The 24,867-nt window shown below is 71.5% G+C and carries 27 protein-coding genes; 10 read left to right on the plus strand and 17 right to left on the minus strand.

Annotated features, from left to right (window positions below; translation table 11 throughout):
* Nucleotides 1–3: 3 nt before the first annotated feature.
* The 10 genes from ACZ7M3_RS32690 to ACZ7M3_RS32735 form a co-directional block, all read right to left on the minus strand.
* The gene (locus ACZ7M3_RS32690) at nt 4–1,221 is read right to left on the minus strand and encodes a phage late control D family protein (protein ID WP_472067940.1); all 1,218 of its coding nucleotides are present in this window, start codon (nt 1,219–1,221) and stop codon (nt 4–6) included.
* A gap of 6 nt (nt 1,222–1,227) precedes the next feature.
* Complete coding sequence (locus tag ACZ7M3_RS32695; RefSeq protein WP_472067942.1) at nt 1,228–1,929, minus strand: CIS tube protein; 702 nt, start codon at nt 1,927–1,929, stop codon at nt 1,228–1,230.
* Complete coding sequence (locus tag ACZ7M3_RS32700) at nt 1,929–2,150, minus strand: putative phage tail protein (protein ID WP_452968840.1); 222 nt, start codon at nt 2,148–2,150, stop codon at nt 1,929–1,931. Before ACZ7M3_RS32700 ends, ACZ7M3_RS32695 begins: the two co-directional genes overlap by 1 nt.
* Nucleotides 2,151–2,194: 44 nt before the next feature.
* Nucleotides 2,195–2,710 carry a phage tail protein gene (locus tag ACZ7M3_RS32705; RefSeq protein WP_472067944.1) on the minus strand — a complete coding sequence of 172 codons (516 nt, stop codon included), beginning with the start codon at nt 2,708–2,710 and terminating at the stop codon, nt 2,195–2,197.
* Nucleotides 2,707–4,266, minus strand: a complete 1,560-nt coding sequence (locus ACZ7M3_RS32710) for a phage tail sheath subtilisin-like domain-containing protein (protein WP_472067946.1) — start codon at nt 4,264–4,266, stop codon at nt 2,707–2,709. The genes ACZ7M3_RS32705 and ACZ7M3_RS32710 overlap by 4 nt, the downstream gene beginning before the upstream one ends.
* 189 nt (nt 4,267–4,455) lie before the next feature.
* Complete coding sequence (locus ACZ7M3_RS32715) at nt 4,456–4,911, minus strand: phage tail protein (RefSeq protein WP_067361825.1); 456 nt, start codon at nt 4,909–4,911, stop codon at nt 4,456–4,458.
* Nucleotides 4,912–4,952: 41 nt separating this feature from the next.
* Nucleotides 4,953–6,776, minus strand: coding sequence for a phage tail sheath family protein (locus ACZ7M3_RS32720; protein ID WP_472067948.1), 1,824 nt, complete (start codon nt 6,774–6,776; stop codon nt 4,953–4,955).
* A gap of 22 nt (nt 6,777–6,798) precedes the next feature.
* Complete coding sequence (locus ACZ7M3_RS32725; protein WP_472067950.1) at nt 6,799–7,521, minus strand: hypothetical protein; 723 nt, start codon at nt 7,519–7,521, stop codon at nt 6,799–6,801.
* On the minus strand, nt 7,518–8,144 hold the full coding sequence (locus tag ACZ7M3_RS32730) for a Pvc16 family protein (protein ID WP_472067952.1): 627 nt from the start codon (nt 8,142–8,144) through the stop codon (nt 7,518–7,520). Before ACZ7M3_RS32730 ends, ACZ7M3_RS32725 begins: the two co-directional genes overlap by 4 nt.
* 112 nt (nt 8,145–8,256) lie before the next feature.
* Nucleotides 8,257–8,736: a MarR family winged helix-turn-helix transcriptional regulator gene (locus tag ACZ7M3_RS32735; RefSeq protein ID WP_472067954.1), complete on the minus strand. Its 480-nt coding sequence runs from the start codon at nt 8,734–8,736 to the stop codon at nt 8,257–8,259.
* Between the two features lie 164 nt (nt 8,737–8,900).
* On the opposite strand from ACZ7M3_RS32735, the gene ACZ7M3_RS32740 reads away from it, so the two are divergent.
* Both ACZ7M3_RS32740 and ACZ7M3_RS32745 read left to right on the plus strand, forming a co-directional pair.
* Nucleotides 8,901–10,418: an MFS transporter gene (locus tag ACZ7M3_RS32740; RefSeq protein WP_472067956.1), complete on the plus strand. Its 1,518-nt coding sequence runs from the start codon at nt 8,901–8,903 to the stop codon at nt 10,416–10,418.
* A 184-nt stretch (nt 10,419–10,602) separates the two neighbouring features.
* Nucleotides 10,603–11,304, plus strand: coding sequence for an SDR family oxidoreductase (locus ACZ7M3_RS32745; RefSeq protein ID WP_472067958.1), 702 nt, complete (start codon nt 10,603–10,605; stop codon nt 11,302–11,304).
* 46 nt (nt 11,305–11,350) lie between these two features.
* Here the strand turns inward: ACZ7M3_RS32745 and ACZ7M3_RS32750 are convergent, their stop codons facing one another.
* Complete coding sequence (locus ACZ7M3_RS32750) at nt 11,351–12,733, minus strand: vWA domain-containing protein (protein ID WP_472067960.1); 1,383 nt, start codon at nt 12,731–12,733, stop codon at nt 11,351–11,353.
* The gene (locus ACZ7M3_RS32755; protein ID WP_351299551.1) at nt 12,730–13,587 is read right to left on the minus strand and encodes an AAA family ATPase; all 858 of its coding nucleotides are present in this window, start codon (nt 13,585–13,587) and stop codon (nt 12,730–12,732) included. Before ACZ7M3_RS32755 ends, ACZ7M3_RS32750 begins: the two co-directional genes overlap by 4 nt.
* Nucleotides 13,588–13,745: 158 nt before the next feature.
* On the opposite strand from ACZ7M3_RS32755, the gene ACZ7M3_RS32760 reads away from it, so the two are divergent.
* Nucleotides 13,746–14,315, plus strand: a complete 570-nt coding sequence (locus ACZ7M3_RS32760; protein ID WP_472067962.1) for a TetR/AcrR family transcriptional regulator — start codon at nt 13,746–13,748, stop codon at nt 14,313–14,315.
* Nucleotides 14,316–14,366: 51 nt separating this feature from the next.
* Here ACZ7M3_RS32760 and ACZ7M3_RS32765 read toward each other — a convergent pair whose 3' ends face one another.
* Nucleotides 14,367–14,792 (minus strand): SCO4225 family membrane protein, encoded by a 426-nt coding sequence (locus ACZ7M3_RS32765; protein ID WP_472067964.1) that lies wholly within the window; start codon nt 14,790–14,792, stop codon nt 14,367–14,369.
* Nucleotides 14,793–14,842: 50 nt separating this feature from the next.
* On the opposite strand from ACZ7M3_RS32765, the gene ACZ7M3_RS32770 reads away from it, so the two are divergent.
* Nucleotides 14,843–15,424 carry a dienelactone hydrolase family protein gene (locus tag ACZ7M3_RS32770; protein WP_472067966.1) on the plus strand — a complete coding sequence of 194 codons (582 nt, stop codon included), beginning with the start codon at nt 14,843–14,845 and terminating at the stop codon, nt 15,422–15,424.
* A 135-nt stretch (nt 15,425–15,559) separates the two neighbouring features.
* Nucleotides 15,560–15,892, plus strand: coding sequence for a DinB family protein (locus tag ACZ7M3_RS32775; protein ID WP_472067968.1), 333 nt, complete (start codon nt 15,560–15,562; stop codon nt 15,890–15,892).
* On the opposite strand, the gene ACZ7M3_RS32780 is transcribed toward ACZ7M3_RS32775, so the two are convergent.
* The 3 genes from ACZ7M3_RS32780 to ACZ7M3_RS32790 are packed head-to-tail and all read right to left on the minus strand — an operon-like array spanning nt 15,813 to nt 18,454.
* Nucleotides 15,813–16,979: an acyl-CoA dehydrogenase family protein gene (locus ACZ7M3_RS32780; protein ID WP_472067970.1), complete on the minus strand. Its 1,167-nt coding sequence runs from the start codon at nt 16,977–16,979 to the stop codon at nt 15,813–15,815. The genes ACZ7M3_RS32775 and ACZ7M3_RS32780 overlap by 80 nt on opposite strands.
* A gap of 60 nt (nt 16,980–17,039) precedes the next feature.
* Entirely contained in the window at nt 17,040–18,242 is a 1,203-nt protein-coding gene (locus ACZ7M3_RS32785) for a CaiB/BaiF CoA transferase family protein (RefSeq protein WP_472067972.1), read from the minus strand.
* The gene (locus ACZ7M3_RS32790) at nt 18,239–18,454 is read right to left on the minus strand and encodes a hypothetical protein (RefSeq protein ID WP_472067974.1); all 216 of its coding nucleotides are present in this window, start codon (nt 18,452–18,454) and stop codon (nt 18,239–18,241) included. The genes ACZ7M3_RS32785 and ACZ7M3_RS32790 overlap by 4 nt, the downstream gene beginning before the upstream one ends.
* A gap of 19 nt (nt 18,455–18,473) precedes the next feature.
* Between ACZ7M3_RS32790 and ACZ7M3_RS32795 the strand changes: the two genes are divergently transcribed.
* The 5 genes from ACZ7M3_RS32795 (at nt 18,474) to ACZ7M3_RS32815 (ending at nt 23,759) form a co-directional block, all read left to right on the plus strand.
* A complete protein-coding gene (locus ACZ7M3_RS32795; RefSeq protein WP_472067976.1) occupies nt 18,474–19,427 on the plus strand; it encodes a LysR family transcriptional regulator in 954 nt (317 codons plus the stop codon).
* 245 nt (nt 19,428–19,672) lie between these two features.
* Nucleotides 19,673–20,863: an RNA-guided endonuclease InsQ/TnpB family protein gene (locus tag ACZ7M3_RS32800; RefSeq protein WP_472067978.1), complete on the plus strand. Its 1,191-nt coding sequence runs from the start codon at nt 19,673–19,675 to the stop codon at nt 20,861–20,863.
* 52 nt (nt 20,864–20,915) lie between these two features.
* A complete protein-coding gene (locus tag ACZ7M3_RS32805; RefSeq protein WP_472067980.1) occupies nt 20,916–21,794 on the plus strand; it encodes an HTD2 family dehydratase in 879 nt (292 codons plus the stop codon).
* 61 nt (nt 21,795–21,855) lie between these two features.
* The gene (locus ACZ7M3_RS32810; protein WP_472067982.1) at nt 21,856–22,758 is read left to right on the plus strand and encodes a helix-turn-helix domain-containing protein; all 903 of its coding nucleotides are present in this window, start codon (nt 21,856–21,858) and stop codon (nt 22,756–22,758) included.
* Nucleotides 22,755–23,759: an SMP-30/gluconolactonase/LRE family protein gene (locus ACZ7M3_RS32815; RefSeq protein WP_472067984.1), complete on the plus strand. Its 1,005-nt coding sequence runs from the start codon at nt 22,755–22,757 to the stop codon at nt 23,757–23,759. The genes ACZ7M3_RS32810 and ACZ7M3_RS32815 overlap by 4 nt, the downstream gene beginning before the upstream one ends.
* Nucleotides 23,760–23,787: 28 nt before the next feature.
* Here ACZ7M3_RS32815 and ACZ7M3_RS32820 read toward each other — a convergent pair whose 3' ends face one another.
* A complete protein-coding gene (locus ACZ7M3_RS32820) occupies nt 23,788–24,831 on the minus strand; it encodes a zinc-dependent alcohol dehydrogenase (RefSeq protein ID WP_472067986.1) in 1,044 nt (347 codons plus the stop codon).
* Between the last annotated feature and the right edge of the window lie 36 nt (nt 24,832–24,867).

Here is a 24,867-nt window from a genome sequence, read left to right on the forward strand (position 1 = left end):
CCGTCACCGCCCCTCGGATGTGCGCCGCGCCTCGAACGAGGTGAGGAAACCTGAGGAGTTGAAGGAGTGCGTCACCTTGGTCGTGTAGTAGGTGCCGCCGAACCGGCTCCCCACCCCGCCGATCCGCAGCGAGTCGCTCGGCACCAGATCGGGCACTCCCGCCAACTGCCCCGCGCAGGTGACGAATTCGTACGACTTCCCGCGCAGCACGCTCACCGCCAGCGCCCGTGCCTCCTGCTCGGAGCCGACCGGGCGGTCCACGATCACCTCTTCGCGGTCGCCCATCTCCTGCGCCGCCGCCGCGGGCCCGCTGCGCCCGGCGTCGCGCTCCGCCCGCAGGTCCGCCTGGGTGGCGATGCCGACGATCGCCTTCTTGGTCCGCGGGTCCCAGCCGCGCACCGTCACCTTGGCGACCTGCCCCGACAGGGTCACGGTCGGCCGGAACGAGATCAGATTGGGCTCGGGAGACCCGGTCGCGGCCGGGCCCTGCGCCGCCCGATCCGAGCGGGCGCCGCCGGCCGGCACCGCGTACCAGAGGTCGAAGGTGTGCGGCTGCCGGGCCGTCGAGCCCGCCCGGCCGTCGGCGGGGGAGACGAAGTACAGCTTCTCCACACCGGTCCGCGGACAGGGCGCCACATAGCACTCCCGGTCGATGCCCTTGGCGCGTTTGAGCAGGAAGGAGACGTCGTCGAGGTTGTCCTGCGTCACCAGTGGATGCACCACGCCCTCCTTCTCGGCCACCAGCTCCAGCTGGTGCCGCTCCGCGATCTTCTGCGCGATCTGCCAGTCCGCGAGGTTCAGGAACTTCTTCACGTCGTCGGGCCGCGGCTTGCGTTCCTTCATCCGCGTCGTGCGGTCCTGGCCGGTGATCTGCAGGGTCGGCGGTCCCGACGAGGGGAAGTCCGACTGGACCGTGGTGACCTGACCCTTGGCCACCACGAGCGGCCGGCCGAGCGAGGTGTAGCCGAGCCGGATCTCCACCAGCTGACCGGGGGCGAAGTGCTTGGGGTCGTCGAAGCGCAGCCGACGGCTCAGCTCGTCCCAGTTGCTCAGCGCCAGCGAGAACGTTCCGGTCTTGTCCAGCTCACGGACCACCTGGATGTCGAGCACGGAGTCACGCATCTGGGCGGCGATCTCGGAGCCGTCCAGCGCGACCTCGAAGCACGGTGCGTACGAGTCGGCCGGCAGCGGAGTCGCGAGCGCGTTCGCCGACGGTGCCATCGCCGCTCACCCCCGTTCCAACGCGGGCACGACGAGCGCGGTGCCGGGAGCCAGCGCCCGTGGATCGGCGAGGCCGTTGGCGGCCGCCAGCTCCCGCCAGCGCCCGGAGTCCCGGTACACCGCGGCGGCGATGGAGGAGAGCGTGTCGCCGCGCCGCACCGTCCAGACCTTGCGCACGGTCGGTGAACTCGTCGCCGTGGTGAGCTGCTGCTCCTTGGCCGTCCTGAACTCCTTGAGCGACAACGACACCTTGGCCCGGGTCGGCGTACCGTCCCGGTCGAAGAGGACATAGGTGAAGGAGAGGCTGTCCACGACCCCGGTGAAAGGGGGATTGGCACCCCAGGCGAAGGTCACCACCGGCGGGGCGTGCGTGGTGCTTTGACGGAGCGTCAAGTCCTGGAAGTCGTCGAGCCAGCGCCGCTGCACGTTCCGGTCCCGGGGCTCCGGCTCCTCGGCGGCGTCGACCAGGGCGTCCAGCTTGAGGGTCCGCGCGCCACCTCGTACGAACTGCAGGGGCGGCGCGTCCAGACCCGGGATGCCGATCTCGGCGAACGTCACCGCTTTGGAGACCGCGTACTCGGTCGGATTGACGGGCAGCGTCAGCAGCGGTTGCGCGGGCCCGGACACGGAGTCGGACGGCCGGACGACCAGGGTCGCCAGTGTCGGCGCGGCGTCCCGCCCCGTGGGCACACCGGGCAGCGGAGCCATCAGGACCCCCCGAAGCAACCGGCAGCGGGCCCGCCGGACGCCTCGCGGGCCGGTCCTTCACCGGTCAGCGACGCCTCCCGGGCCAACAGCCGGCCACGGGCCCTGACGTCGTCCTGCCGCTGCGACCACTCCCGGATGTGTTCCGCGAAGAGCCGGGCGAAGACCGCCGTGTCGTCGCCGCCGACCTCGAAATCGACGGAAAGGTGATGAATCGTCAGCATTCTTCTCTCTCTCCCGAACCCCGTCATGTCGGCGGCCGTCCATGTCAGCTCAGCTCCGGCACCCCCTGCTCCACCGCCACCAGCCCCTCGTGCGCGATCTCCAGCTGCTCCAGGGCCACTTCGCTGCGCTCCCCGTGCAGATCGGGGCCCGTCCACTTCGAGGCCAGGCCGCCCCGGAAGGCCCACACCGCGCCGGGCACCCCGGCCGCGTCCATCAGCAGCACCGCGCCGCTGCGCCGCGCGCCCAGCGGATTGCCGAGCCCGGCCCGGTACCAGGCCCACAGGCCCGGGCCCCGGGCCACCCCGCGGTGCAGCACGATCCGGTTCCACGCGTGGCGCACCGGGAACTGCCGGAGCCGGTCGTTGACCCCGCCCTCCGGATACGCCGTGACCTCCAACTGCGCCCCTAGCCCGGTGACCTGCTGGAAGGCGCCCTGGGCGGTGAGCGGCAGCAACGCCGCCTGCTCGGGCGGCAGATGGGCGGCGGCCGGGCCGAGCACCACCAGGAACCGGTACTTGGGCAGTGGCTCGGTGAAGAACTCCAGGGCCTGTTCGGTCATGCCTCCACCACCTCCAGCCGGTCCCGCCCGCCCATCAGCAGCCGGACGGCGATGAACTCCATGGGCGCGGCCGGAGCCACCTCCACCTGGCAGACCAGCTGCCCGAGCGCCACGAGGTCCGGCGGATTGAGCCCCTCGTCACAGCGCACCCGGAAGGCCTCCGCGGGCCGCTCCCCGGCCAGCGCGCCCGCCTCGAACAGACCGAGCAGCACCTCGGTCAGCCCCTGCACCAGCAGCAGCCGCAGACCGGGCGTGTCGGGCTCGAAGAGCAGCGGCTCGGCCACCGCGCGGGCCGCCCGCACCAGCCGGTGCAGCAGCCTGCGGTGGGCGATGAACCAGCCGTCGCCCACGCCCCCGGCCCGCCCCGGCGGCACCGCGGTCCGCCCGCCCCACACCAGCGGTCCCCGGCCGGGCGGGCAGCGCAGCAGATTGGCGCCCGAGGCGTACACGGCGATCTCCTGCTCGGCGCGCAGGACGTGTGCGAGGTCGACGACATCCTCGAGCGACGCGTTGGCCGGGGTCGCGAACGCGCCCCGCTCACGGTCGAGTCGGGCCGCCGTCCCGGCGACATGGCCGGAGGCGGGCACGGTGCGCAGCGCGGGCGGCACGGTGGCCAGGGGATCGGGCACCCGCAGCGGCGGCCAGTGCACCGCGCAGGCCTGCAGCCCCGCCGTGTCGTGGCGCTGCCGCAGGGCCTCCATCCAGTCGGTGGCCCGGCGCGTCGCCGCCACCGGATCGGCGTCCGTGTCGGGCGTACGGGGCGGGTCGAGCAGGGCCAGCCGGTCGAGCGCCTGCGCGCAGCCCTCGACCAGCAGATCGGCCAGCTCCTCCCGGTGCTGTTCGCCGACCCAGCAGCGGTCCAGGTCGGGCAGGGCCAGCAGGGCGGGTTCCGGCAGTTGGGCCATGGCCCGTACGGCGTCGGCGTAGGCGTCGGCCAGGGTGCCGCTGTCGTCGGGGCCGCCGGGGAGGGGAGTCCCACCGGCGAGGGTGACCGTGTGGGTGCCCGCGTGGGCCGTGGCGGCAGGGGACACGGGGGCGAGGGCGTCGGGGACCAGCCGGACGAGCCGGGAGAGCGCGCTCACGGCGGCGGGGAGTTCGGTGGCCCGCAGCCAGCCGAACGACTCGGGGGACTCCCCGGGGGAATCGACCCGCACCAGCACCTGGGGCCGCCCGGCGGCCCCGGCCGCGCGGTGCCGGACCGTCACCCGGGTGCCATCGGCCCAGCCGCCCGGTGAGGCCGCCTCGATCCGGCAGCCCGCCGCGGGCGTGAACGGGGAGGGCGCTCCGGCCGGCCACGCGGCCGCGGCCGGGGTGGGTCCGGCCGGCTCCGTCCGCAGTACCCACAGCGCGGTGCCGCCGTTGGCGAAGTAGCCGCTTACGGCGTACGGCAGATCGAGCGCGGCGTCCAGGCCGCCGAAGACGGCGGTGTAGGCCGCCCAGTCCGTGACGCGCACCGGGGAGGCCAGGGGGCCGCGCCGGGTGCGCCCGGCGAAGCAGGCCACGTCGGTGCGCAACGGTTGGACGGCATCGGCCGCCGCGACCGCCGTCGCGCTCACTCCCGGCAGCGACGGCGGCGATGGTGGTGGTGGAAGTGACGGCGGCGACGGGTGGGCGGGCGGCGGCGGTCCTAGGGCGGATGCGGGCACGGTGTTCCCCCGGTTGCGCGATGTTCTCCCGGTTACGCGATCCAGAGCTCGGGTCACGCGATCCAGGGCTCTTCGACCACGCGGTCCAGAGCCCTTCGACTAAGCGATCTCGAGCTCTTCGACGCAGAGTTCGAGCGTCTCCATGGCGATCTCGTTCTTGGTCGCGCCGAGTGAGGGGCCGGTGTACTTCACCGGCCAGCCGCGGCGGAAGTTCCAGCGCATGACCGCGCTGCGGTTCTCGTCGAGGAGCGTGATGGCGCCCTCGGCACGCTCGGTCCTGCCGTTCATCGACAACTTGACCCAATTCCAGAACTCCGGATGGCCGGTGATGCCGCGCTTCAGGACCAGGTTGGACATCTTCGCGAGGCCCTGCTGCTTGGTCACATGGGGCTTCTTCGCGTTGCCGTCGCGGTACTCGATCGGCTGGATGTCCACGGTGAGCCCGGTGACCTCGGTGAAGGACGCCGTCACATCATGGCCGTCGGGGGCGATGCCGATGACCTCCACGAGGAAGTTGTAGGCACCGTACGGATCGTCACGCTGAACGGGCGGCACGGCCGACCCCTCTCTTTGGGTTCCTTCGGTTTCGGTACGGGTCAGGAGGTCGTCGACTCGCGGGTCGCCTGCTGGATCCGGACGACGACGAACTCGGCCGGGAAGACCGGGGCGACCCCGACCTCACAGACCAGTCGGCCCTGGGCGAGGTCGTCCGGGGTCATGGTGGTCCGGTCGCAGATGACGTAGAACGCCTCCTCCGCGGTGGCGCCGGCCAGCGCGCCGCCGCGCCAGACCCCGGTCAGGAAGGCGCCGATGGTCTGCCGGACCGAGGCCCACAGCTGCTCGGAGTTGGGCTCGAAGACCACCCACTGGAGCCCCTCGTCGAGCGACTCCTCGATGAAGAGGAAGAGCCGCCGGACGCTGACGTACTGCCACCGGGTGTCGTCGGCCAGCGTGCGCGCGCCCCATACCCGCTGGCCCAGGTTGGGGAAGGCGCGCAGCACGTTGATCCCGAAGGGGTTGAGGGTGTCCTGCTCGCGCTTCGTGACGTCCGCGGCCAGGCCGGCCCCGGGGACGATGCCGCGCAGCACGCTGTTGGCCGGGGCCTTGTGGACCCCGCGCCTGACGTCCGTGTCGGCGTAGACGCCGATCATGTGTCCCGACGGGGGTGCGTCCGCGCTGCCGGTGCCCGTGGGATCCGGCACGTGCAGCCAGGGGTGGTACAGGGCGGCCCGGTCGGTGGACAGCGCGGCGCGGAAGCCCCTGACGACCTCCAGATCGGTCGTGGGGGGTCCGTCGAACACCGCGAACCGGTCACCGAGGATCTCGCAGTGCGTCTTCAGTCCGTCCAGGACGGTCGGCTCCCAGACCCCGGGCACGGCGCAGATCGCGACCTCGTCGATGTCCTCGAGCGCCTGGATGCCGGTCCGGTTCCCGCTGCCGCCGTCCACGCCGATGTAGTCGGCGGCGGTGAGGGTGGCGCCGCCGCTGTCGCCGTCCACGAGATCCAGGGTGGCGAGCGGCCGGCCCGGATCGGTCCGGGAGACACGGGTGCTCAGATACGGCAGCGGGCTCGCGCCGATGGTGAGGGTGAGCGGTGCGTCCGGGTCGGCACCGACGTCCTGCGCGAGCGTGGCCAGATCGGCGGAGGCCGCCTGGGACGCCGGCGGGATCGTCCGGGTGGCCCGTGGGACACCGGGCGGCGCGTCGATGATCTCCAGCCGGAACCCGGCCAGGACGAGGGCGTCGCCTGCGACGGCCGCCGCCTGGGGTGGGCGGTCCAGGGTGAGGGTGACGTCGCTCCCGGCGGGCGCGTGCGAGACGACCGTGTGCAGGCCGGGTTGTTTCGTACGGTCGGCGGGGAGGAGCAGGACGGTGTCGCCGTCGCCGATCGCACCCAGGTGGGCGAGCGTCACGGTGGCCGGGGGGACACCGGAGGGCGCCGCGGCGGGGGCGACGACGGGATAGCCGGCGGACCGCGCGAGGCGCAGTACGGCGTGCAGGCCGTTGCCTCCCTCACCCGCCTGTACCGCCTGTGCGGACAGGACCGGCGCGGGTGGGGTGGCGGTGTCGTGGAGCGTCGCGGACGCCTGGGCGGCGGCGCCGTCCGCGGGGACGAGCCTCTTGACGTACAGCCGTTGCCCGCCGTTGTCGAAGAACCCCTTCACCGCGAGGGGGAGCAGCCACCACCGCATGCCGTTCCCGTCGGCCGTGCGGACACCGGCCGGGTCCGGCTCGGGCAGAAAGCCGCCGAAGAGCCGGTGGAACTGCAACAGGCTGGTCACCAGCTTGGGTTTGCCCGAGTCGGGGCCCCGGGCGGTCAGTCCGACCATGCCGGCGGTACTGGTGGCCACTCCGGTGATCGGCCGCGGGCCGGTGGAGATCTCCTCGACGTAGACGCCTGGGCTGAGGTATTCGGGCATCGGGACTTCCTCCGCTACTCCGCTACGGGATCTCGATGAGTTGCTCGGTACCGCGGATGTCCTGGGCGGTCAGCTGGACGGACACCTGGGGGCCGCCCGCCCGGCCCGGCTCCGCGAGCGCCGTGACCGTGAACCACTCGGCGTCGGGCGCGGCGGGATCCGGCGGGGGCTGCTGCGGTCTGCTGCCGACCCGCCGCAGTGGCAGCCGGAAGACGCCGTCCCCGGCCGTGGCCGCGACTTCCGTCCACGCGGCGACCCGCGGCAGATGTTCCGCGTCCGCACGGGCCCGGCCGACGACCGCCGCTCCCGCCACCGGGCTCCCGCCGCGCCGCACCCGTCCGTGCAGCAGCCGGGTGCCGGGCGGGAACGGGTAGGCGGGCAGCGGATACAGCCGTGTCCGGGTCACCGCGGGCGCCGCGTACGCCGGGGCGTCGAACTCCACGCCGGCCGGATGCTCGGCGTCCAGCAGATATGGCGAGACGAGCCGGATCCGCAGTCGCTGTACGGCACTTGGCGCGGGCGCGGGTCGCGCGCTCGCCAGGGACGGCAGCACGATCGCGCCGCTGGGGGTCGTCACGACCGGTACGTCGTCCTCGGCGGCCCACTGCCCGCCGCGCGTCCGGCGTTCGACGAGGGCGGTGACGGGCAGGACCGGGGCACGTCCGGTGAAGGTGTCCCACGGCAGCAGACAGACCGGCCCCACCGCGATCCGTACGGTGTCCACCGCCGGGCCGCCGGCCGTCACGGGCGGCCTCCCGCGCTCGACCCGACGCCGACGTCGCCGCCGATGACGGCCGATTCCGTGGTGATGTCCCGGGAGGCCAGATTGACCACCCGTACCTCGTAGTTGAGGGAGAGCCGGTACGGCTGCGAGATCGCCCACCACACCTTGGCCCGCTCGTCGAGCGACAGGGGAGCCAGTCGCAGCTTCAGTGACTCCCCGGCGTCGGCCACGCTGTTGCTCTGCGCGGCCGGCACCAGCAACGGGCCCTGGAGGATGGCGTCGTCGTACAGCGCCCGCATCGCCCGGCCGAGGATCCGCTGCTGGGCGTCGGGGGTACCGCCGGTCGGGATGAGCAGATAGCGCAGCAGCAGGGCCATGTCCGCCCTGCGCCGTTCCTGGCGGGCGGCACCGGTGCCCGGATCCTCGATCACGGTGTGGCGGGACGGGCGGTTGCGTGCGCTCGGGTCCTCGGCGACCTCGTACAGGAAGAGTTCGAGGCCGAGCGCTCCGTGGCCGCCGCCGCGCTGCTGCCCGACGAGTTCGACGAGCCGTACGCGGGCGTGGGCGTCGGATTCACGTACCGCGGCGGTCAGGACGTGCACCAGGATGTCGGACACATCGGCGATCACATCGGCACTGCCCACCGCGACCACCCCCTGTGTCTGCCCGGGGCTTCGCCTGCCACCCCGGCCGATCACCTGCGAGGTTAGGGCCGCGCCGCACCCCGACTCTTCGGGGAAATCCCTGGGTCCCTCCCTAGGCCCTGTCGTCCTCGGCGACGAACAGGCGCGAGAGCAGGCCTTCGAGGGTGGTCCGCTCGGCGTCGCTGAGTGAGTCGAGGGCCCGGTGGGTGCCGTGCATGCCGTCGCGGATGCTCGACACGGCGGCCGCCCCGTCCTCCGAGAGGACGACGTTCTTGACCCGTCGGTCGGTGGGGCTGGGCTCGCGGTAGACGAGACCGCGGGCCTCCAGCCGGTCGATGATCCCGGTCATGTTCGAGGCGTCGCAGCGCAGTGTGCCCGCCAGGGCACGCATCGGAGCCGGGCCCTGGCGCAGTACGTTGAGCGCCTTGGCCTGGCTGTAGGTGAGGCCGTGCGCGGCGGCGGCGCTGGTGAGATCCGCGTAGAGGCTGACCATCGACGCCCACAGGGTGTCGAGAAGCATGACGTTGGAGACGGTGAGGGGTCCGGTGTCGGACGCCTCGGTGGAGCGGTTCGTTCCAGATGTCGCGGACATGGATCCAGCGTAACCCGAAACTTGACTACCTCAACCTTCGATGCTTACCTCTATCAAGTTACTTGAGGACCTCAAACTTCCAGTCTCTATAGCTTTGCGGTCCTCAAGTTTCGCGGCATCACTCTCCGTGATTGCTGGACGTCCTGACCAAACGGAAGAACACCGTGACACCCACAGATCGCGTGGCGCCCGGGCGCCCCACCGGCGACCTCTCACTCGTCCTGGTCCTCGGCCTCGCGGCCATGATCGTCTCGATGATGCAGACCCTCGTCGTACCGATCCTGAGCATCATCCAGAGCGACCTCGGCACCACCACCGCAAACGTCAGCTGGGTCACCACCGCGACCCTGCTGTCCGCCGCGGTCTTCACCCCGCTGCTCGGCCGGTTCGGCGACATGCACGGCAAGAAGCCCACGCTGATCGGGGTTCTGCTGCTGATGATCGCCGGTTCGGTGCTGGCGGCGACCACCACCTCGCTTTTGTGGCTGATCGTCGGCCGGGTGCTCCAGGGCGCGGCCACCGCGATCTTCCCGCTCGCCCTCTCGGTCCTGCGCGAGGAAATACCCCCGGCGAAGCTGCACGGCGCGATGGCGCTGGTCAGCGGCACGCTCGCGGTCGGCAGCGGACTCGCCCTGGTCGCGGCCGGACTGCTCACGCGGGGCTCGGACCCCGACTACCACCGGGTGTTCTGGCTCGCCGTGGGGCTCGCGGCCCTCGCCCTGGTCGGCGTCGTCCTGCGTGTCCCCTCCTCACGCTCGACGACCGGCGGCCGTACCGACTGGCTCGGCGCGGGAACGCTCGCCGCGCTGCTCGTCCTGCTCCTGCTGCCCATCTCGCAGGGACACGAGTGGGGCTGGTCCTCCGCCCGCACCATCGGCCTGTTCGTCGCCGCGGTCGTCATGGCGGGCGTCTGGGTCCTGGTCGAGCGCAAGGTCCGCGCGCCGATGGTGGACATGGGGATGTTCGCCCACCGCCCGGTGCTCTTCACGAACCTCGCCGGCCTCTTCCTCGGCTTCGCGATGTTCTCCCAGTTCATCGGCGTCGCGTACCTGGCGCAGATGCCGAAGGAACTCACCGGGTACGGATTCGGCGCCTCGGTGCTGCGCGCCTCGGTCGAGTACCTGCTGCCGACCACGCTGATCTCGCTGCTCGCCGCACAGTTCGGCGGGATCCTCGTCGGGCGGATCGGGGCGCGGTTCACCCTCGCCGTGGGTGCGGTGTTCGGTGTCGCCGGCTTCGCGTGGCTGACCCTGGCGCACGACACCTCCGCGTCGATCATCCTGGCGGGCCTGCTGATCGGTGTCGCGATCAGCTTCGGCTACGCGGCCATGCCCGCGCTCATCGTGGCGAGCGTGCCGCACCACCAGACCGGCATCGCCAACGGCCTCAACTCCATCTCCCGCTCCGTCGGCAGCGCGATCGCCAGCGCCGTGATCACCTCGCTGCTGGCGTCCAAGACCATCCAGCACCTGCCGGCCGGCGCGCCCGCGCTGCCCGCCGAGAGCCAGTTCACGCTGAGCTTCGCGATCGCCGGGGTCGCGTTCGTGCTGATCGTGGCCGTGGCGCTGGTCGGTCTGACCAGGGGTGCGGCCCAGGAGTACACGGTCGAGAAGAAGGCCGCGGCCACCGATGATGCCGCGGCGGACGAGGCTGTCGTGGAGACGGTGGCCGTCGCGTCCTGATCCGGACACGGTCAACGGCTCGCCCCGTCCGTCGGGGCGGGCCGTTTTCGTGTCCGCTCCTTGCCCCCTTCTTCGCCCACCTCCGTGCCCCCTCCTCGCCTCCCGTCTTGCCCTTGGAAACCGATCGGTTTACTCTTCCGGTGAAGGGATACCGATCGGTTTCCCCGTGGCTTCGGGAGTTCTCATGACATCCATCGAAGGTTCGGTCGTCCTGGTCACCGGCGGCAGCCGCGGCATCGGCCGCGCGCTCGTGCAGGCCCTCTACGAGCGCGGCGCGTCGAAGGTGTACGCCACCGCACGCGACCCGCGGACCGTCACGCACCCCGACGCGGTGCCGCTGGCGCTGGAAGTGAGCGACCCCGCGTCCGTCGCCGCGGCCGCCGAGCAGGCGCAGGACGTCACCGTCCTGATCAACAACGCCGGCGCGTCCGTGAACGCGAACTTCCTGGACTCGCCCGTCGAGGACGTCCGCCGCGAGTTCGAGACGAACTTCTTCGGCCCTCTCCTCGTCACGCGCGCCTTCGTGCCGATCATCGAGCGCAACGGCGGCGGCCACCTCCTCAACGTCCACTCGGTGCTGTCGTGGGTAGGGCTCCTGGGCTCCTACAGCGCCTCCAAGGCGGCCTTCTGGTCGCAGACCAACTCCCTGCGCCTCGACCTGAAGCCGCGCGGCATCGACGTCACCGGCCTGCATGTCGGATACGTCGACACCGACCTGGCCGCGCACGTGGACGCGCCGAAGTCCTCGCCCGAGAGCGTCGCGGCACAGGCCCTCGACGGTATCGAGTCCGGTGCCTTCGAGGTGCTGGCGGACGACCTCTCCCGGCAGGTCAAGGCCCAGCTGGCCGAGGATCTGGGCGTGATGTACCCGCAGCTGGTCGCGTAACGGAGGCGGGGAGACGGGGAGGCCGATCCCGCTCCGCCCCCGGCGGTCAGACCGGCAACAGTCGGCCGATCAGCCCGCTGAGCTGCAGTACGTTGCGGCACTCGTGCATCTCGACGAGCTCGGCGTACTCGGGCGCCGCCGAGTCGCCCGTGCCCCACTGGGAGAGCGGCTCGGGGTTCAACCAGTAGACACGGCGGGCCCGTTCGGAGAACCGCCGGACGGCCGGCAGATTCGGGTCCCCCATGTTCGTCCGGGCGTCGCCGAGGACGAACACGGTCGTGCGCGGTCCCACCGCGTCGACGTACCGCTCGGCGAACTCGCCGAACGCGACGCCGTAGTCGCTGCTGCCGTGCCAGCCCGTGAGCGTCGCCTCCGAGCGGATCCGGGCACCCAGCCCCTCCGGATCGGCCGTGCCGTGCACGAGCAGGCCGGTCACCTCGTCGATCCGGTTGACGAAGGCGAACACCCGCACCTTGCTGAACTGGTCGTGCAGCGCCTGCACCAACAGCATCGTGAAGTCCGAGAAGCCCGCCACCGAGCCCGACACATCGCACAGCAGCACCAGTTCGGGCCGGACGGGGCGGCGCCTGCGCAGCACCGGCTTCATGGGCACCCCGCCGGTGGACAGCGAACCGCGCAGGGTCCGCCGTAGGTCGATGGTGCCGCGCGCGGCCCGGCGGCGGCGTGCGGCGAGCCGGGTGGCCAGCTTGCGCGCCAGCGGCTGCACCGTCCTGCGCAGCTCGGCGAGCCGGTCCCGCCCCGCGAACAGGAAGTCGACCCGGTCGGCGGTCGGGGCCACCGCCCGCCGCGCCAACTCGTCGCGGCCGCGCCGCTCGGCGACCCGGCGCCGCGCCTCCGAGGCGACCAGCGCGCGGAACACCTCGATACGCCGCCGGATCTCGTCCTCCAGCAGCCGGTCGGCGAACCCCGCCGCTCCCTCCTGCCGTGCCCGCACGCTGTCACGGACGCGCGCCATCAGCGTCTGCGGGCGGAGCCGGTCGAGCGTCTGGTACGACGACCAGCCGTCCGACCCCGGCGAGGAGCCGTAGCCCCCGAAGCCGTCCACCGCCTCGATCGCCAACCGCTCCAGCGTCTCCCGGTCGCCGGCGGCGAGCGCGGCCGCGAGCCGGTCGCGCAGGTCCTCCCGGTCGGCGGCGGGAGCGTCGCTCTCGCGCCCTTCGGACATCGGCGCCCCGACGAGACGCGGGAAGTACAGGTCGAAGACGGGGTCGAACACCCGGCGCTGCCCCGTGCTGTGCAACAGAGTGGCCGCGAGGCCCTCACGCAGCAGTTCCCGGTCGGTCAGGCCGAGCGCCACCACCGCCTGCGCGGCGTCCACCGTCTCGCCGGTGCCGATCCGCACGCCGTGCGCGCGCAACGCGCCGACCAGTCCCGTCAGCCGCTCGGCGACGCCCGTCGGCGCGTTCACATGGCGTCCAGGTCGAGCTTGGCGGCCGCCTTGAGGATGTCGTCCTGGTGCTTGAGGAGCACGCCGAGACTGTCACGTACGACGGTCCCGTCGAGGGTGTCGGCGCCCAGCGCGAGCAGGGTGCGTGCCCAGTCGATCGTCTCGGCGACCGAGGGGACCTTCCGCAGGTCCATCTCGCGCAGTGCGCCGACCACCCGCACCACCGACTCCGTCAGCGCCGCGTCCAGACCCGGCACCTTCAGTCGTACGATGCGACGCTCCAACTCCTCCTCCGGGAAGCCGATGTGGAGGAAGAGGCAACGGCGGCGCAGCGCCTCCGACAGCTCACGGCTCGCGTTCGAGGTGAGGACCACGAAGGGCCGGCTGGTCGCGGTGATCGTGCCGAGCTCCGGGACGGTGACCTGGAAGTCGCTGAGCACTTCCAGCAGCAGCCCCTCCACCTCGACGTCGGCCTTGTCGGTCTCGTCGATCAGCAGCACCTTGGGGTCGTCGCCGCGGATGGCGGTCAAAAGGGGGCGCGGCAGCAGGAACTCCTCGCTGAAGATGTCCGTGCGCGCCTCGTCCCACGTCTCGTCGCGGCCCGCGCTGATGCGCAGCAGCTGCTTGGCGTGGTTCCACTCGTACAGCGCCCGGGACTCGTCGACGCCCTCGTAGCACTGAAGCCGGACCAGTCGGGCCCCGGCCACCTGGGCGACGGCCTTGGCGAGTTCGGTCTTGCCGACCCCGGCGGGGCCCTCCACCAGGAGCGGCTTGCCCAGGCGGTCGGCCAGGAAGACCGTGGTTGCGACCGCGGGTGAGGCCAGATAGCCGGTCTCGGCGAGACGCGCGGAGACATCGTCGACGGATGTGAACAGCAACGGGGCCTCCAGCGCGGCACGGCGGGGTGGGACACACGATCCGAACGTCACTATCCAAGCGCTTGTTCAGTCGCTGTGTCACGTGTGATTGCGCCCACGCGGCCCGGGGAGACTGATCGGTTTCCTTGTCTCGTCCCGCGCGGTAACCTGCCCTTATGGCCACTACAGACAAGGCGTCCACCAGGGACCGGCTGCTGGACGCGGCGGCCGACCTCGTCTACCGCGAGGGCGTATCCATCGGCATCGAGGCGCTGTGCCGGTCGGCCGGTGTCTCGAAGCGGTCGATGTACCAGCTCTTCGAGAGCAAGGACGACGTCCTCGCGGCGAGCCTGGAACGGCGGATTCCGCAGTACGAGAAGCAGCTCGCGCCGGACCCGGAGGACGCCGGGACGCCGCGCGAGCGCATCCTGGACATCTTCGAGTGGATGGAGGCGGCCTCGGTGCGGCCCGAGTACCGCGGCTGCCCGTTCCTCGCCGCGCTCGTCGAACTCAAGGACCCCGGGCACCCGGCGTCGGTGGTCGCGGTCGGTGCGAAGGGGCGCATGAAAGAGGTGTTCCGTGTGCAGGCCGAGTTGGGTGGTGCGCGCGATCCCGAGCTGCTCGCCCGGCAGTTGATGCTGGTGTTCGACGGCGCGAGCGCCCGGGCCGGTGCCGGGATCGAGACGCTGGAAGGACTGACCACGACGACGGTGACGGCGCTGCTGGATGCGGGCGGGGTGAAGTAGGCGGGACCGACGCCCGCCTCGCCCACCGCCTCGCCCGCCAGGCGTGGTCCTTCAGGCGCTGGGCGCGGTGCCGGGGAACGGCTGGCGGAGCCTGTGGACGACATGGCCCATGAAGGCGGCGTTCGCGAGGGCGGCGAAGGTGATCCCCGCGAGGTAGAGGGCGGTGAACACGCCGGTGCTCGTGCCGGAGAGGGCGCCGTCGGGCAGGAGGGTGTACAGCAGGCTCAGCGGGGCGGTCAGCAGCCAGGGCACCACGGCGGCCATGGAGGTGTCGGGGTGGTCGACGAAGAGGGCGTCGAAGAGGACGTAGCCGGTCACCGTGATCAGCTCGCCGCCCGAGCCGCCACTGCCGAGGTCGTCGGCCCGCAGCGGTCCCGAGTCCGTGGCCCCGCCCTCACACGGCACGCCCGCCCACCGGACGAGATGTTCGGCGTGGGTGCGCGGAGACCGCCGGGCGATGTCAGTGCCCCGGTCCATACTCGGTCCCGCGGAGTCACCTGGGCTGCGCGCCGAAGGAGGGGGCCGACATGACTGAAGTACTGCTGTTCCATCACGGGCACGGACTGACGTCCGGCGTGCACGCGTTCGCCGAGTCGCTCAGGGGAGCCGGACACGCCGTCCACGTGCCGGATCTGTACGAAGGGCGGGTCTTCGAGAACCTCGAAGAGGGCGTCGCGCACGCCCAGGGCATCGGGTTCGGCACCCTCGTCGAGCGCGGCCGGGCCGCCGCGGCCGAGCTGCCCGACGAGCTGGTGTACGCCGGTTTCTCGCTGGGCGTCCTCCCGGCGCAGTACCTCGCCCAGAACCGGACCGGCGCGAAGGGCGCGCTGCTGTTCCACTCCTGCGTCCCGGCCTCGGAGTTCGGCGGCGACTGGCCGCGGCAGGTCCCGGTCCAGGTCCACGGCATGGAGGCGGACGAGTACTTCGTCGGCGAGGGCGACCTCGACGCGGCCCGCGCCTTCGTCGAATCGGCCCCCGACGCCGCCGAACTGTTCCTCTACCCCGGCAAGCAGCACCTGTTCGCCGACAACAGCCTGCCGTCGTACGACGAGCACGCCGCCACCCTGCTCACCCGGCGCGTGCTCGCCCTCCTCGACGGCATCGAATAGGGGCCCGACCGTGGCAGCGGCACAGTACGGTCCGCACCGGTGGTCGGCGGGGGAGTACGACAGCGACCACACGGACGCGTTCCGCGGTGCGCGCTTCGCGGTCACCGACCTCACCACGACGACGTCACCGCGTTCGTGGCCGCCGAGCCGGACCGACGCCACTCCGAGCGGCTGCCCGAAGCGGCCCGCCACCAACGGGTCCACGACGAGTGGTCGTTCGTCGAGACCCTGCGCCACCTCGTCTTCGTCACCGACGCCGAGCTCGAACGGCCTCGCGAGCGGCCGCCCGCGCCCGGCTACCCCGAGGAGACACGCACGGTCGGCAGCTGCCTGGAGGTGGTGAGGGACGAGGAGTGCGAGCACCTCCGCTTCGCGGCGCGTGACCGGCTCACGCGTCCAGCCCACCCCGCTCGACGAGCTGGCGCACGATCACGTTCCGCTGGATCTCGTTGGTGCCCTCGCCGATGATCATCAGCGGGGCGTCCCGGAAGTAGCGCTCCACGTCGAACTCGGTCGAGTAGCCGTAACCCCCGTGGATGCGCACGGCGTTGAGGGCGATCTGCATGGCGGTCTCGGAGGCGAACAGCTTGGCCATGCCGGCCTCCATGTCCACGCGCCGACCGGCGTCGGCCTCGCGTGCGGCGTGCAGGGTGAGGTGGCGTGCGGCGGAGAGGGACGTGGCCATGTCCGCGAGGTAGTTGCCGATCGACTGGTGCCGCCAGATGGGCTTGCCGAAGGACTCCCGTTCCTGTGCGTACGCGAGCGAGTCCTCCAGGGCCGCCCGGCCGACGCCGAGGGCGCGGGCGGCGACCTGCAGCCGCCCGGTCTCCAGCCCCTTCATCATCTGGGCGAACCCCTCGCCCTCGACCCCGCCCAGGACGGCGTCGGCCGGCGCGCGGTGGTCCTCGAAGGACAACTCGCAGCTCTCGACGCCCTTGTAGCCGAGCTTCGGAAGATCGCGGGAGACGGTGAGCCCGGGGCCGTGCTCGACGAGGAGGACGGAGATGCCCCGGTGTGCGGGAATGGCGTCCGGATCGGTCTTGCACAGCAGGGCGATCAGCCCGGACCGCCGCGAGTTGGTGATCCATGTCTTCGAGCCGTTGACCACGTAGCCGTCCGCGGTCCTGCGGGCGACAGTCCGCATCGCCTGGAGGTCGGACCCGCCGCCGGGTTCGGTCAGCGCCATCGTCGCCCGGACCTCGCCGGTGGCCAGCCGCGGCAGCCAGCGGCGCTTCTGCTCCGCGGTGCCGAACCGCAGCAGCAGCTTGGCCACCACCGTGTGGCCGCCCATCGCGCCCGCCAGGCTCATCCAGCCGCGGGCGAGCTCCTCCGTGACGAGCACATAACAGGAGGTGGAGACGGGTGTGCCGCCGTACTCCTCGGGGACGGCGAGCCCGAAGATCCCGAGCTTCTTCATCCGCTCGATCAGGGCTTCGGGATAGGTGTTGGCGTGCTCGAGCTCCCGGACGACCGGCTTGACGTCCTTGTCGACGAACTCGCGCACGGCGGCGACGACGAGCCGCTCCTCCTCGGACAGGACGTCGAGAGTGCTCATGCTGTGCCGCTCCTTGGGGGACACACGCGGAATGGGGAGAGGAAGCGCCGGGCCGGGGACTCAGACGACGCCGTCGGCCCGGAGGGCGGCGATGTCGGCCGCGCTGTGTCCCAGCGCGGCCAGGATCGAGTCGGTGTGCTCGCCGACGGCGGGAACGGCGTCCATACGGGGAGTGACCCCGGCCAGGTCGACGGGCGGCAGCAGCGCGGGCACGGGCCCCGCGCCCCCGGGCAGTCGGACGTCCTGCCAGCGGTGGCGCTCCTCGAGCACGGGGTGGGTGAGGAACTCCTCGACCGTGTTCACACCGGAGTTGGCGATCGCCGCCGCGTCCAGCAGCTTCATCGCCTCCTGACTGTCCAGCGCGCGGAACCGCGCGGCCAGGATCGCGTTCAGTTCCTCCCGGTGGGACACACGGTCCGAGCCGGTGGCGAAACGCGGGTCGTCGACGAGGTCCGGGCGCCCCAGGAACCGCTCGCACAGCGCGGCCCATTCGCGCTCGTTCTGGATCGAGAAGAGCACGTCCTTGCCGTCGGCCGCGGAGTAGGCGCCGTACGGGGCGATGGTGGCGTGCTGGGTGCCGAGCCGTGGCGGCTGGGTGCCGCCGTGGCGCGTGTAGTACGCCGGCTGCCCCATCCACTCCGCCAGCGCCTCGAACAGCGAGACCTCCACCGCGCGGGCGACTCCCGTGGTGGCGCGCGTGAACAGGGCGGTGAGGACGCCCGAGTAGGCGTACATCCCGGCCGCGATGTCGGCGATCGACACCCCGGTCCGGGCGGACCCGTGCTCGTTCCCCGTCAGGGAGACCAGCCCGGTCTGGCACTGCACGAGCAGGTCGTACGCCTTCCGGTCGGCCCAGGGCCCGCTGGTCCCGTATCCGGAGATGGTGCACGGGATCAAAGACGGGTACCGCTCCCGCAACGCCGGGGCGTCCAGCCCGAGCCGGGTGGCCGCGCCCGGCGCCAGGTTCTGTACGAAGACGTCGGCACCGGCGAGCAGTCGCTCCAGGACCTCCCGGCCCCGGGCCGACTTCAGGTCCAGGGTCAGGGACTCCTTGGAGCGGTTGAGCCATACGAAGTAGCTGGACTCGCCGTGCACGGTGGTGTCGTAGCGACGGGCGAAGTCGCCCCCTCCCGGCCGTTCCACCTTGATCACCCGGGCGCCGAGGTCGGCCAGCTGACGGGTCGCGTAGGGCGCTGCCACCGCCTGCTCGACGCTGACGACGGTGATGCCGGAGAGCGGAAGCGCTTCGGAGAGCTCGGTCATGGGGCGACCTCCAGAGGCTGGCCGGGAGACCGCGGCGACGCGGCCGTGATGCCATCATGGTCGCTCATGGAGGCCTCGGTGAAATAGCAAGCCCTGATGGCTCCATATCGGATGCGGATACGGGTGCCGATGCCGATGCCGATGCCGATGCCGATGCCGATGCGGATGCGGATGCGGGCGCCGCCGAAGACGCGAACGCGCGAGCGTGACACGGATACACGGGAGGCAGCGGTGGACGTGAAGCAGCTCAAGGCGCTCGTGACCGTCGCCGAGGTCGGCAGCGTCACGCGCGCGGCGGAACTGCTGCACCTGGTCCAGCCCGCGGTCACCCGGCAGATCCGCACGCTGGAGGAGGAACTCGGCGTCGCCCTGTTCGAGCGCACCCGCCAGGGCATGCGCCCCACCGAGCCCGGCACCCTCATGGTCGAACGCGCCCGCCGCGCCCTGAACGAACTGGAGCGGGCCCGCGCCGAGATCCGGCCGACCCCGGGGGCGGTCACCGGCATCGTGACCGTGGGTCTCCTGGAGAGCGCGAGCGACCTGCTGGCGGAGCCGCTGGTGTCCGCCCTCGCCCGCGACCGGCCCGGCATCGAACTGCGCCTGATGACCGCGTACTCCGGCCATCTCCAGCGGTGGCTCGACGACGGCGACCTGGACCTGAGCCTGCTCTACAACCTGGCGAGCACCCCGTCGCTGAACGCCCATCCCCTCGTCCGTGAGCACCTGTGGGCCGTCGCGCCGCCCGACGCCGGTCTGCGCCCCGACCGGCCCGTTCCTTTCGCGCGGGTCGCCGCCCACCCGCTGGTGATGCCCACGGCCGGTCACGCGCTGCGCAGCCTGATCGACGCGGCCGCCGCCCGTGCCGAAGCGAAGCTGGACGTGGCCGTGCAGACCAACTCCATGCGCGTACAGAAGCGGCTCGTCCTGGCCGGCCACGGCTGGACGATCCTGCCGGGTGTGGGCATCGCCGAGGACGTCGCCGGGGGCACCCTGAGCGCCGCGCCGCTGAGCGAGCCGGACGTGTGGCGCTCGATCGTCCTCGGGATGCCGAGGACGGGGCGTACCCCACCGGCCGTCGAGGTCGTCGCCCGCGAGCTGACCCGCCAGGTCCGCACGGCCGTCCACGAGGGCAGCTGGCCCGCCGCGCAGCTGCACGCGCAGGGCGCGGCGACCGAGGGGGAGTGAGGCGAGCGGGCCGGGAGGGCCGCCAGGGCCGAGCGGGCTCTCGTACCGCCGGGGTATAGAGGCATCAGAACCTTCTATTGTCCAACTTCGTTCATCTGATCCCTCCGTGGATACTCCGCCCTTCAGGGCGGAGAGGAAACGGACTCCTGCGAAGCAGGGAAAGACGGTTCGCCGCCAGGGCGGATCGTCGTTCGCGGTCAACTACCCGGCAGATAGTGACAAGTCGATGCGATAGTTTGTGAGCTGTGACCACTCACGTGAAGCGGGCGTATCGGTACCGCTTCTATCCGACGGATGCGCAGGCAGCCGAGCTGTCGCGCACGTTCGGGTGCGTGCGGAAGGTTTACAACATGGCGCTCGCCGCCCGCACCGAGGCGTGGACGCGGCAGGAGCGGGTCAACTACCACCAGACGTCGGCGATGCTGACGGCGTGGAAGAAGACCGAGGAACTGGCCTACCTCAACGAGGTGTCCTCGGTCCCTCTCCAGCAGGCGCTGCGGCACCTGCAGACGGCGTTCACCCATTTCTTCGGCAAACGGGCCAAGTACCCGCGTTTCAAGTCGCGGAAGAAGTCCAGGAAGTCGGCCGAGTACACCACCAGCGCCTTCCGCTTCCGTGACGGAGCGCTGACACTGGCGAAGACGACCGAGCCGCTGGCCGTCGTGTGGTCGCGCCCGCTCCCCGAGGGTACGAGCCCTTCCACCGTGACCGTCTCGCAGGACGCGGCGGGCCGCTGGTTCGTCTCCCTGCTGTGCGACGACCTCGGCGTCAAGCCGTTGTCCGCGAACGCGAATGCGGTTGCTATCGACGCCGGGCTGGAGCATCTTCTGACCCTCTCGACCGGGGAGAAGATCACCAACCCCCGGCACGAGCGCCGTGACCGTGCCGCTCTGGCCAAGGCACAGCGCCGTCTTGCAAAGAAGGAGAAAGGCTCGGCGAACCGGGCCAGGGCCCGGCTGAAGGTTGCGAAGATCCACGCGCGGATCGCTGACCGGCGCCGCGACACGCTGCACAAGATCACCACTCGGCTCGTTCGTGAAAACCAAACGATCGTGATCGAGGACCTGACCGTGCGCAACATGGTCAAAAACCACCGGCTCGCCCGCGCCATCAGCGACGCGGCATGGAGCGAGTTCCGGAGCATGCTGGAGTACAAAGCCCAGTGGTACGGGCGCGAGGTGATCGCGGTGGACCGGTGGTTCTCCTCCTCCAAGCTGTGCTCCGCCTGCGGCACCCTGCAAGAGAAGATGCCGCTGAACGTGCGCACCTGGACGTGCGACTGCGGCATCACCCACGACCGCGACGTGAACGCGGCGCACAACCTTTTGGCCGCCGGGCTGGCGGTGACAGTCTGTGGAGCTGCTGTAAGACCTCAACGGAGTATTCCGGACAGGCGTTCGGCGACGAAGCAGAAACCCTCACGGCGCGAGCCGTAAGAATCCCCCTCCTTCAGGAGGGGGAGAAGTCAACAGCGCACATGATGGAGGAATGCAGCGCACCCCAGGCCCGCTCCGGTCCTACGTGGAGTCGTGGGCCCCCGAGGCGGTGACCGACGTGGACGACTTGCACGCCGCCCCAGTCGCCGCGCTGTCGGCCCTCCTGGACGAGCCCGCACCCGTCGCCACCACCGGCGACCCCCTGCCGCCGCTGTGGCACTGGCTCTACTTCCTGAGCTGGCCGGCTCAGCGGGACCTCGGAGCCGACGGCCACCCCCGGCACGGGCACTTCCTCCCGCCGGTCCCCGACCGGCAGCGGATGGTCGCCGGCGGGCGGTGCACGGTCGACGAGCCGCTGCGCCTCGGCGAGCGCGCCGAGCGCGTCAGTAGCCTGGGGGCCGTGACCACTAAGCGGGGCAGGAGCGGCGAACTCCTCTTCGTGACCCAGCGCCACGAGCTCCGCCAGCGCGGCCGTACCTGTCTCGTCGAGGAACAGGACATCGTCTACCGTTCCGGCCGTACCACGACCCCCCACACCCGGGCGGCGCTCGACCCCTCGGCGACTGCCCGGCCGGACGGCCACTGGCACCTTCCCCTGCACCCGGACCCGCCCCTGCTGTTCCGGTTCAGCGCACTCACCGCGAACGCCCACCGCATCCACTACGACACTCCGTACGCCCGGGACGGCGAGGGCTATCCCGGGCTCGTCGTGCACGGCCCGCTCCTGGCCCTCCTGATGCTGGAACTGGTCCGCCGCGACGCCCCCTCCCGACAGGTCCTTTCCCTGTCCTACCGGCTGCGCAGCCCCGTCTTCGCCGGCGAACACCTGTTGGCTCGCGGGACGCCCCGCGAGGACCGCGCCGACCTGTCCGTCGCCACCCACCGGGATCCCACGCACGCCACGGCCGAGGTGACCTTCACGGAGCGCTGAGCCCTCGGGTATCCCGATCAGGGTGTGGTTGGCCCTCGCGGGCGAGCCCAATACTCGGCGCATGGACGGAAAACGACAGCTGGGTGAGTTCCTGCGGGCGCGCCGCTCGCAGCTGCGGCCCGAGGACCTCGGTGTGGTGACGTACGGCGAACGCCGTCGTGTGCCGGGGCTGCGGCGCGAGGAACTGGCCCGGCTCGCCGGGGTGAGCGAGTCGTACTACGCGCGGCTGGAGCAGGGGCAGTCCCAGGCCTCCCCGGACGTTCTGGACGCGATCGCCCAGGCACTGAGGCTGAGCGAGGCCGAACGACGGCACCTGCGGGAGCTGTCCGCCGCTGCCCGGCGCCGGCCCCGGACGCGCCGCCCGGCGCCGGAACGGGTCTCACCCGCGGTCGCTCAACTCCTGGGCGTGCTCCCGGATGTGCCCGTGGTGGTCACGGGCCGGTACAGCGACGTACTGGCGTGGAACCGCGCCGGGCACGCGCTGTACGCCGGACACCTCGACCCGGACGGCCCGGACCGGCCGGGTGACCGTCCCAACATGGCCCGGCTGGTGTTCCTCGACGCCCACACCCGCGATCTGTACGCGGACTGGCCGGCCAAGGCCAGAGCCGTCGTGGGCACGTTGCGCCTGGCGTCCGGGCAGTACCCCGACGACCCGGCACTCGCCTCGCTCGTCGGTGAACTGACCCTCAACAGCGCCGAGTTCGCGGCGATGTGGGCCGACCACCGGGTCAAGACCAGCGATGTCGCGGTCTACGCGATGCGGCATCCGCTGGTCGGCGCCATGGACGTCACCCAGCAGACGCTGCACACCGAACAGGGGCAGTACGTCGTCGTCGCGACCACCGAGGCCGACTCGCCGTCCCGGGCCGCCATGACCCTCCTCACCCACAGCACGGCGGCGGTCGGCCCGTCCGCCGTGCGCCCGAGAACCATCACGAAGGAAACAGCGAAAGAAGCATGAGAAAGAAACTGACCGCACGGAAACTGACCGCACTCGCCTACACGCTCACGGCCGCCGGAATGACCGCCGTGACCGCCCTCACCGCGTCCCCCGCGGCGGCCTGCACCGGGCCGCTCGCGAAGCCCCGTATTGCCGCGCACTTCGACCTGACACGGGGGCAGATGCCCGAGAACATCGCGCTGGAGCCCGACGGCACGGCCGACGTCACCTTCGCTGCCGCCCGGCAGGTGGCCGCCGTCAGCACGGCGGGCACGACCCGCATCCTGGCCACCCTGCCGGCCCCGGCCGACGGCGGAGTGCACACCCCGGTCCTCGGCTTCGCCCTGACCACCGGCATCGCCCGGGCCCACGACGGCACGCTGTACTTCCTCTACGCCACCGGCACTTCGGACCTGACCGGCCTGTGGCGGCTGCGCCCGGGCGGCACCCCGCAACGCATCGCCGCCCTCCCCGCGGACGGCCTGCCCAACGGACTGGTGCTGGACGAACACCGTGGCAGGCTCTACGTCGCCGACTCCGTACTGGGGAAGATCTACACCGTCCCCACGAAGGGCTCGACCGGCAGCGAACCGGCCACCTGGTCCGCCGCCCCCGAACTCTCCGCGACCGGCTTCCTCGGCGTCAACGGTCTGAAGATCCACGGCAACGCGCTGTGGGCGACCAACCTCGACCGGGGCACCGTGCTGCGCATCCCGTTCGGCCCGAACGGCGGGCCCGGCCCCGTCCGGATCCGGGCGACGGATCTGGCCGGCATCGACGACTTCGCCTTCACCGGCCGCGGCGACGAGATCCTGGCCGCGCTCAACGGCCCCAACACGGTCGTACGCATCCGCCGCGACGGCACCTCGTCGACCGTACTCACCGCCGCCGACGGCCTGCAGAACCCGACCTCCGTCGCGCTGCGTCACGGCACGCTCTACGTGCTCAGCGCCGCCTACACCACGTCCACCGACCCCAACCTCCTGCTGGGTCCCGCGTCGATAGGAAGGAGCCGGAAGTAGTTCGTCCCACCCGACAAGCTTCCCGGGACTACCGCTCGTCGTCGAAGGTCACGACGACCTTCTCCGCCGCACCCGGCGTCAGCGCGAGCTCGAACGCGTGCTTGGCGTCACCGAAGGGGACGCGGTGGCTGATGAGCTTGGCGAAGCGCTCGTGGTGCTCGACGAGCTCGGGGGTGACCTCGAAGATCTCGGTGGGATAGCCCTGCGAGGCGATGAGCGTCAGCTCACTGCGGAGCATCCCGCCGAGATCGACCGCGTCGGACTTCTTCTGCACGGCCACCATGACCAGCTTGGCTCCCCACTTCGCCGACTCGACCGTGGTGTTGATGACGGCGGCGACACCGGCCGCGTCGATGTAGATGTCGGTGGCGGGACGGGGCTGCCCGAGCGCGTTCGCGGCCTGGCCGTGCAGTTCGGTCAGCCGCTCGGTCACTTTCTCCTCGGCGGAGTTGATGACGGCGTCGGCACCCACGGCGAGTGCGGTCTCCAGGCGCTCGGGGATGACGTCGGCGACCGTGACGTGCTGGACCCCCCGCAGCTTCAGCCAGATCGCCGCGCCGAGACCGATCGGCCCGGCACCGAAGATCACGACCTTGTCGGCCGGCTCGGCCCCGGACCGGTTGACGCAGTGGCGGGCGACGGCCATGGGCTCGTTGAGGGCCGCGACGTCGAAGGGAACGGTCCCGGGGAAGACGGCGACGCTCCTGCCGATCTCGGCGTTCTCGATGAGGAGGTACTCGGCGAGGGCGCCGAACCTGCCGCCACAGCCGATGATGCCGGAGGGGGCGGCCTGGGGATTGACCACCACACGGTCGCCCACCTTCAGGTCCTCGACTTCGGCGCCGACCTCGACGATCTCACCCGCGGGCTCGTGACCGAGAGGGATGGAGACCATGGAGCCGTCGGGGCCGAAGGGCGCGCCGCCGATGTGCAGAAAGAAGGTGTCGGTCCCACAGATGCCACAGGCGCGGATGCGCATGAGGACGTCCTTGGGACCGGGTACCGGGCGCTCGACCTCGACTGTGTCGATGGCGTTGACGGGGCCGGTCTGTACGGACTTCATGGTGGCCATGGAGGGATTCGCTTTCTGAAGACGCTGCGACAGTTG

The organism is Streptomyces sp. NPDC111656, assembly GCF_055656965.1.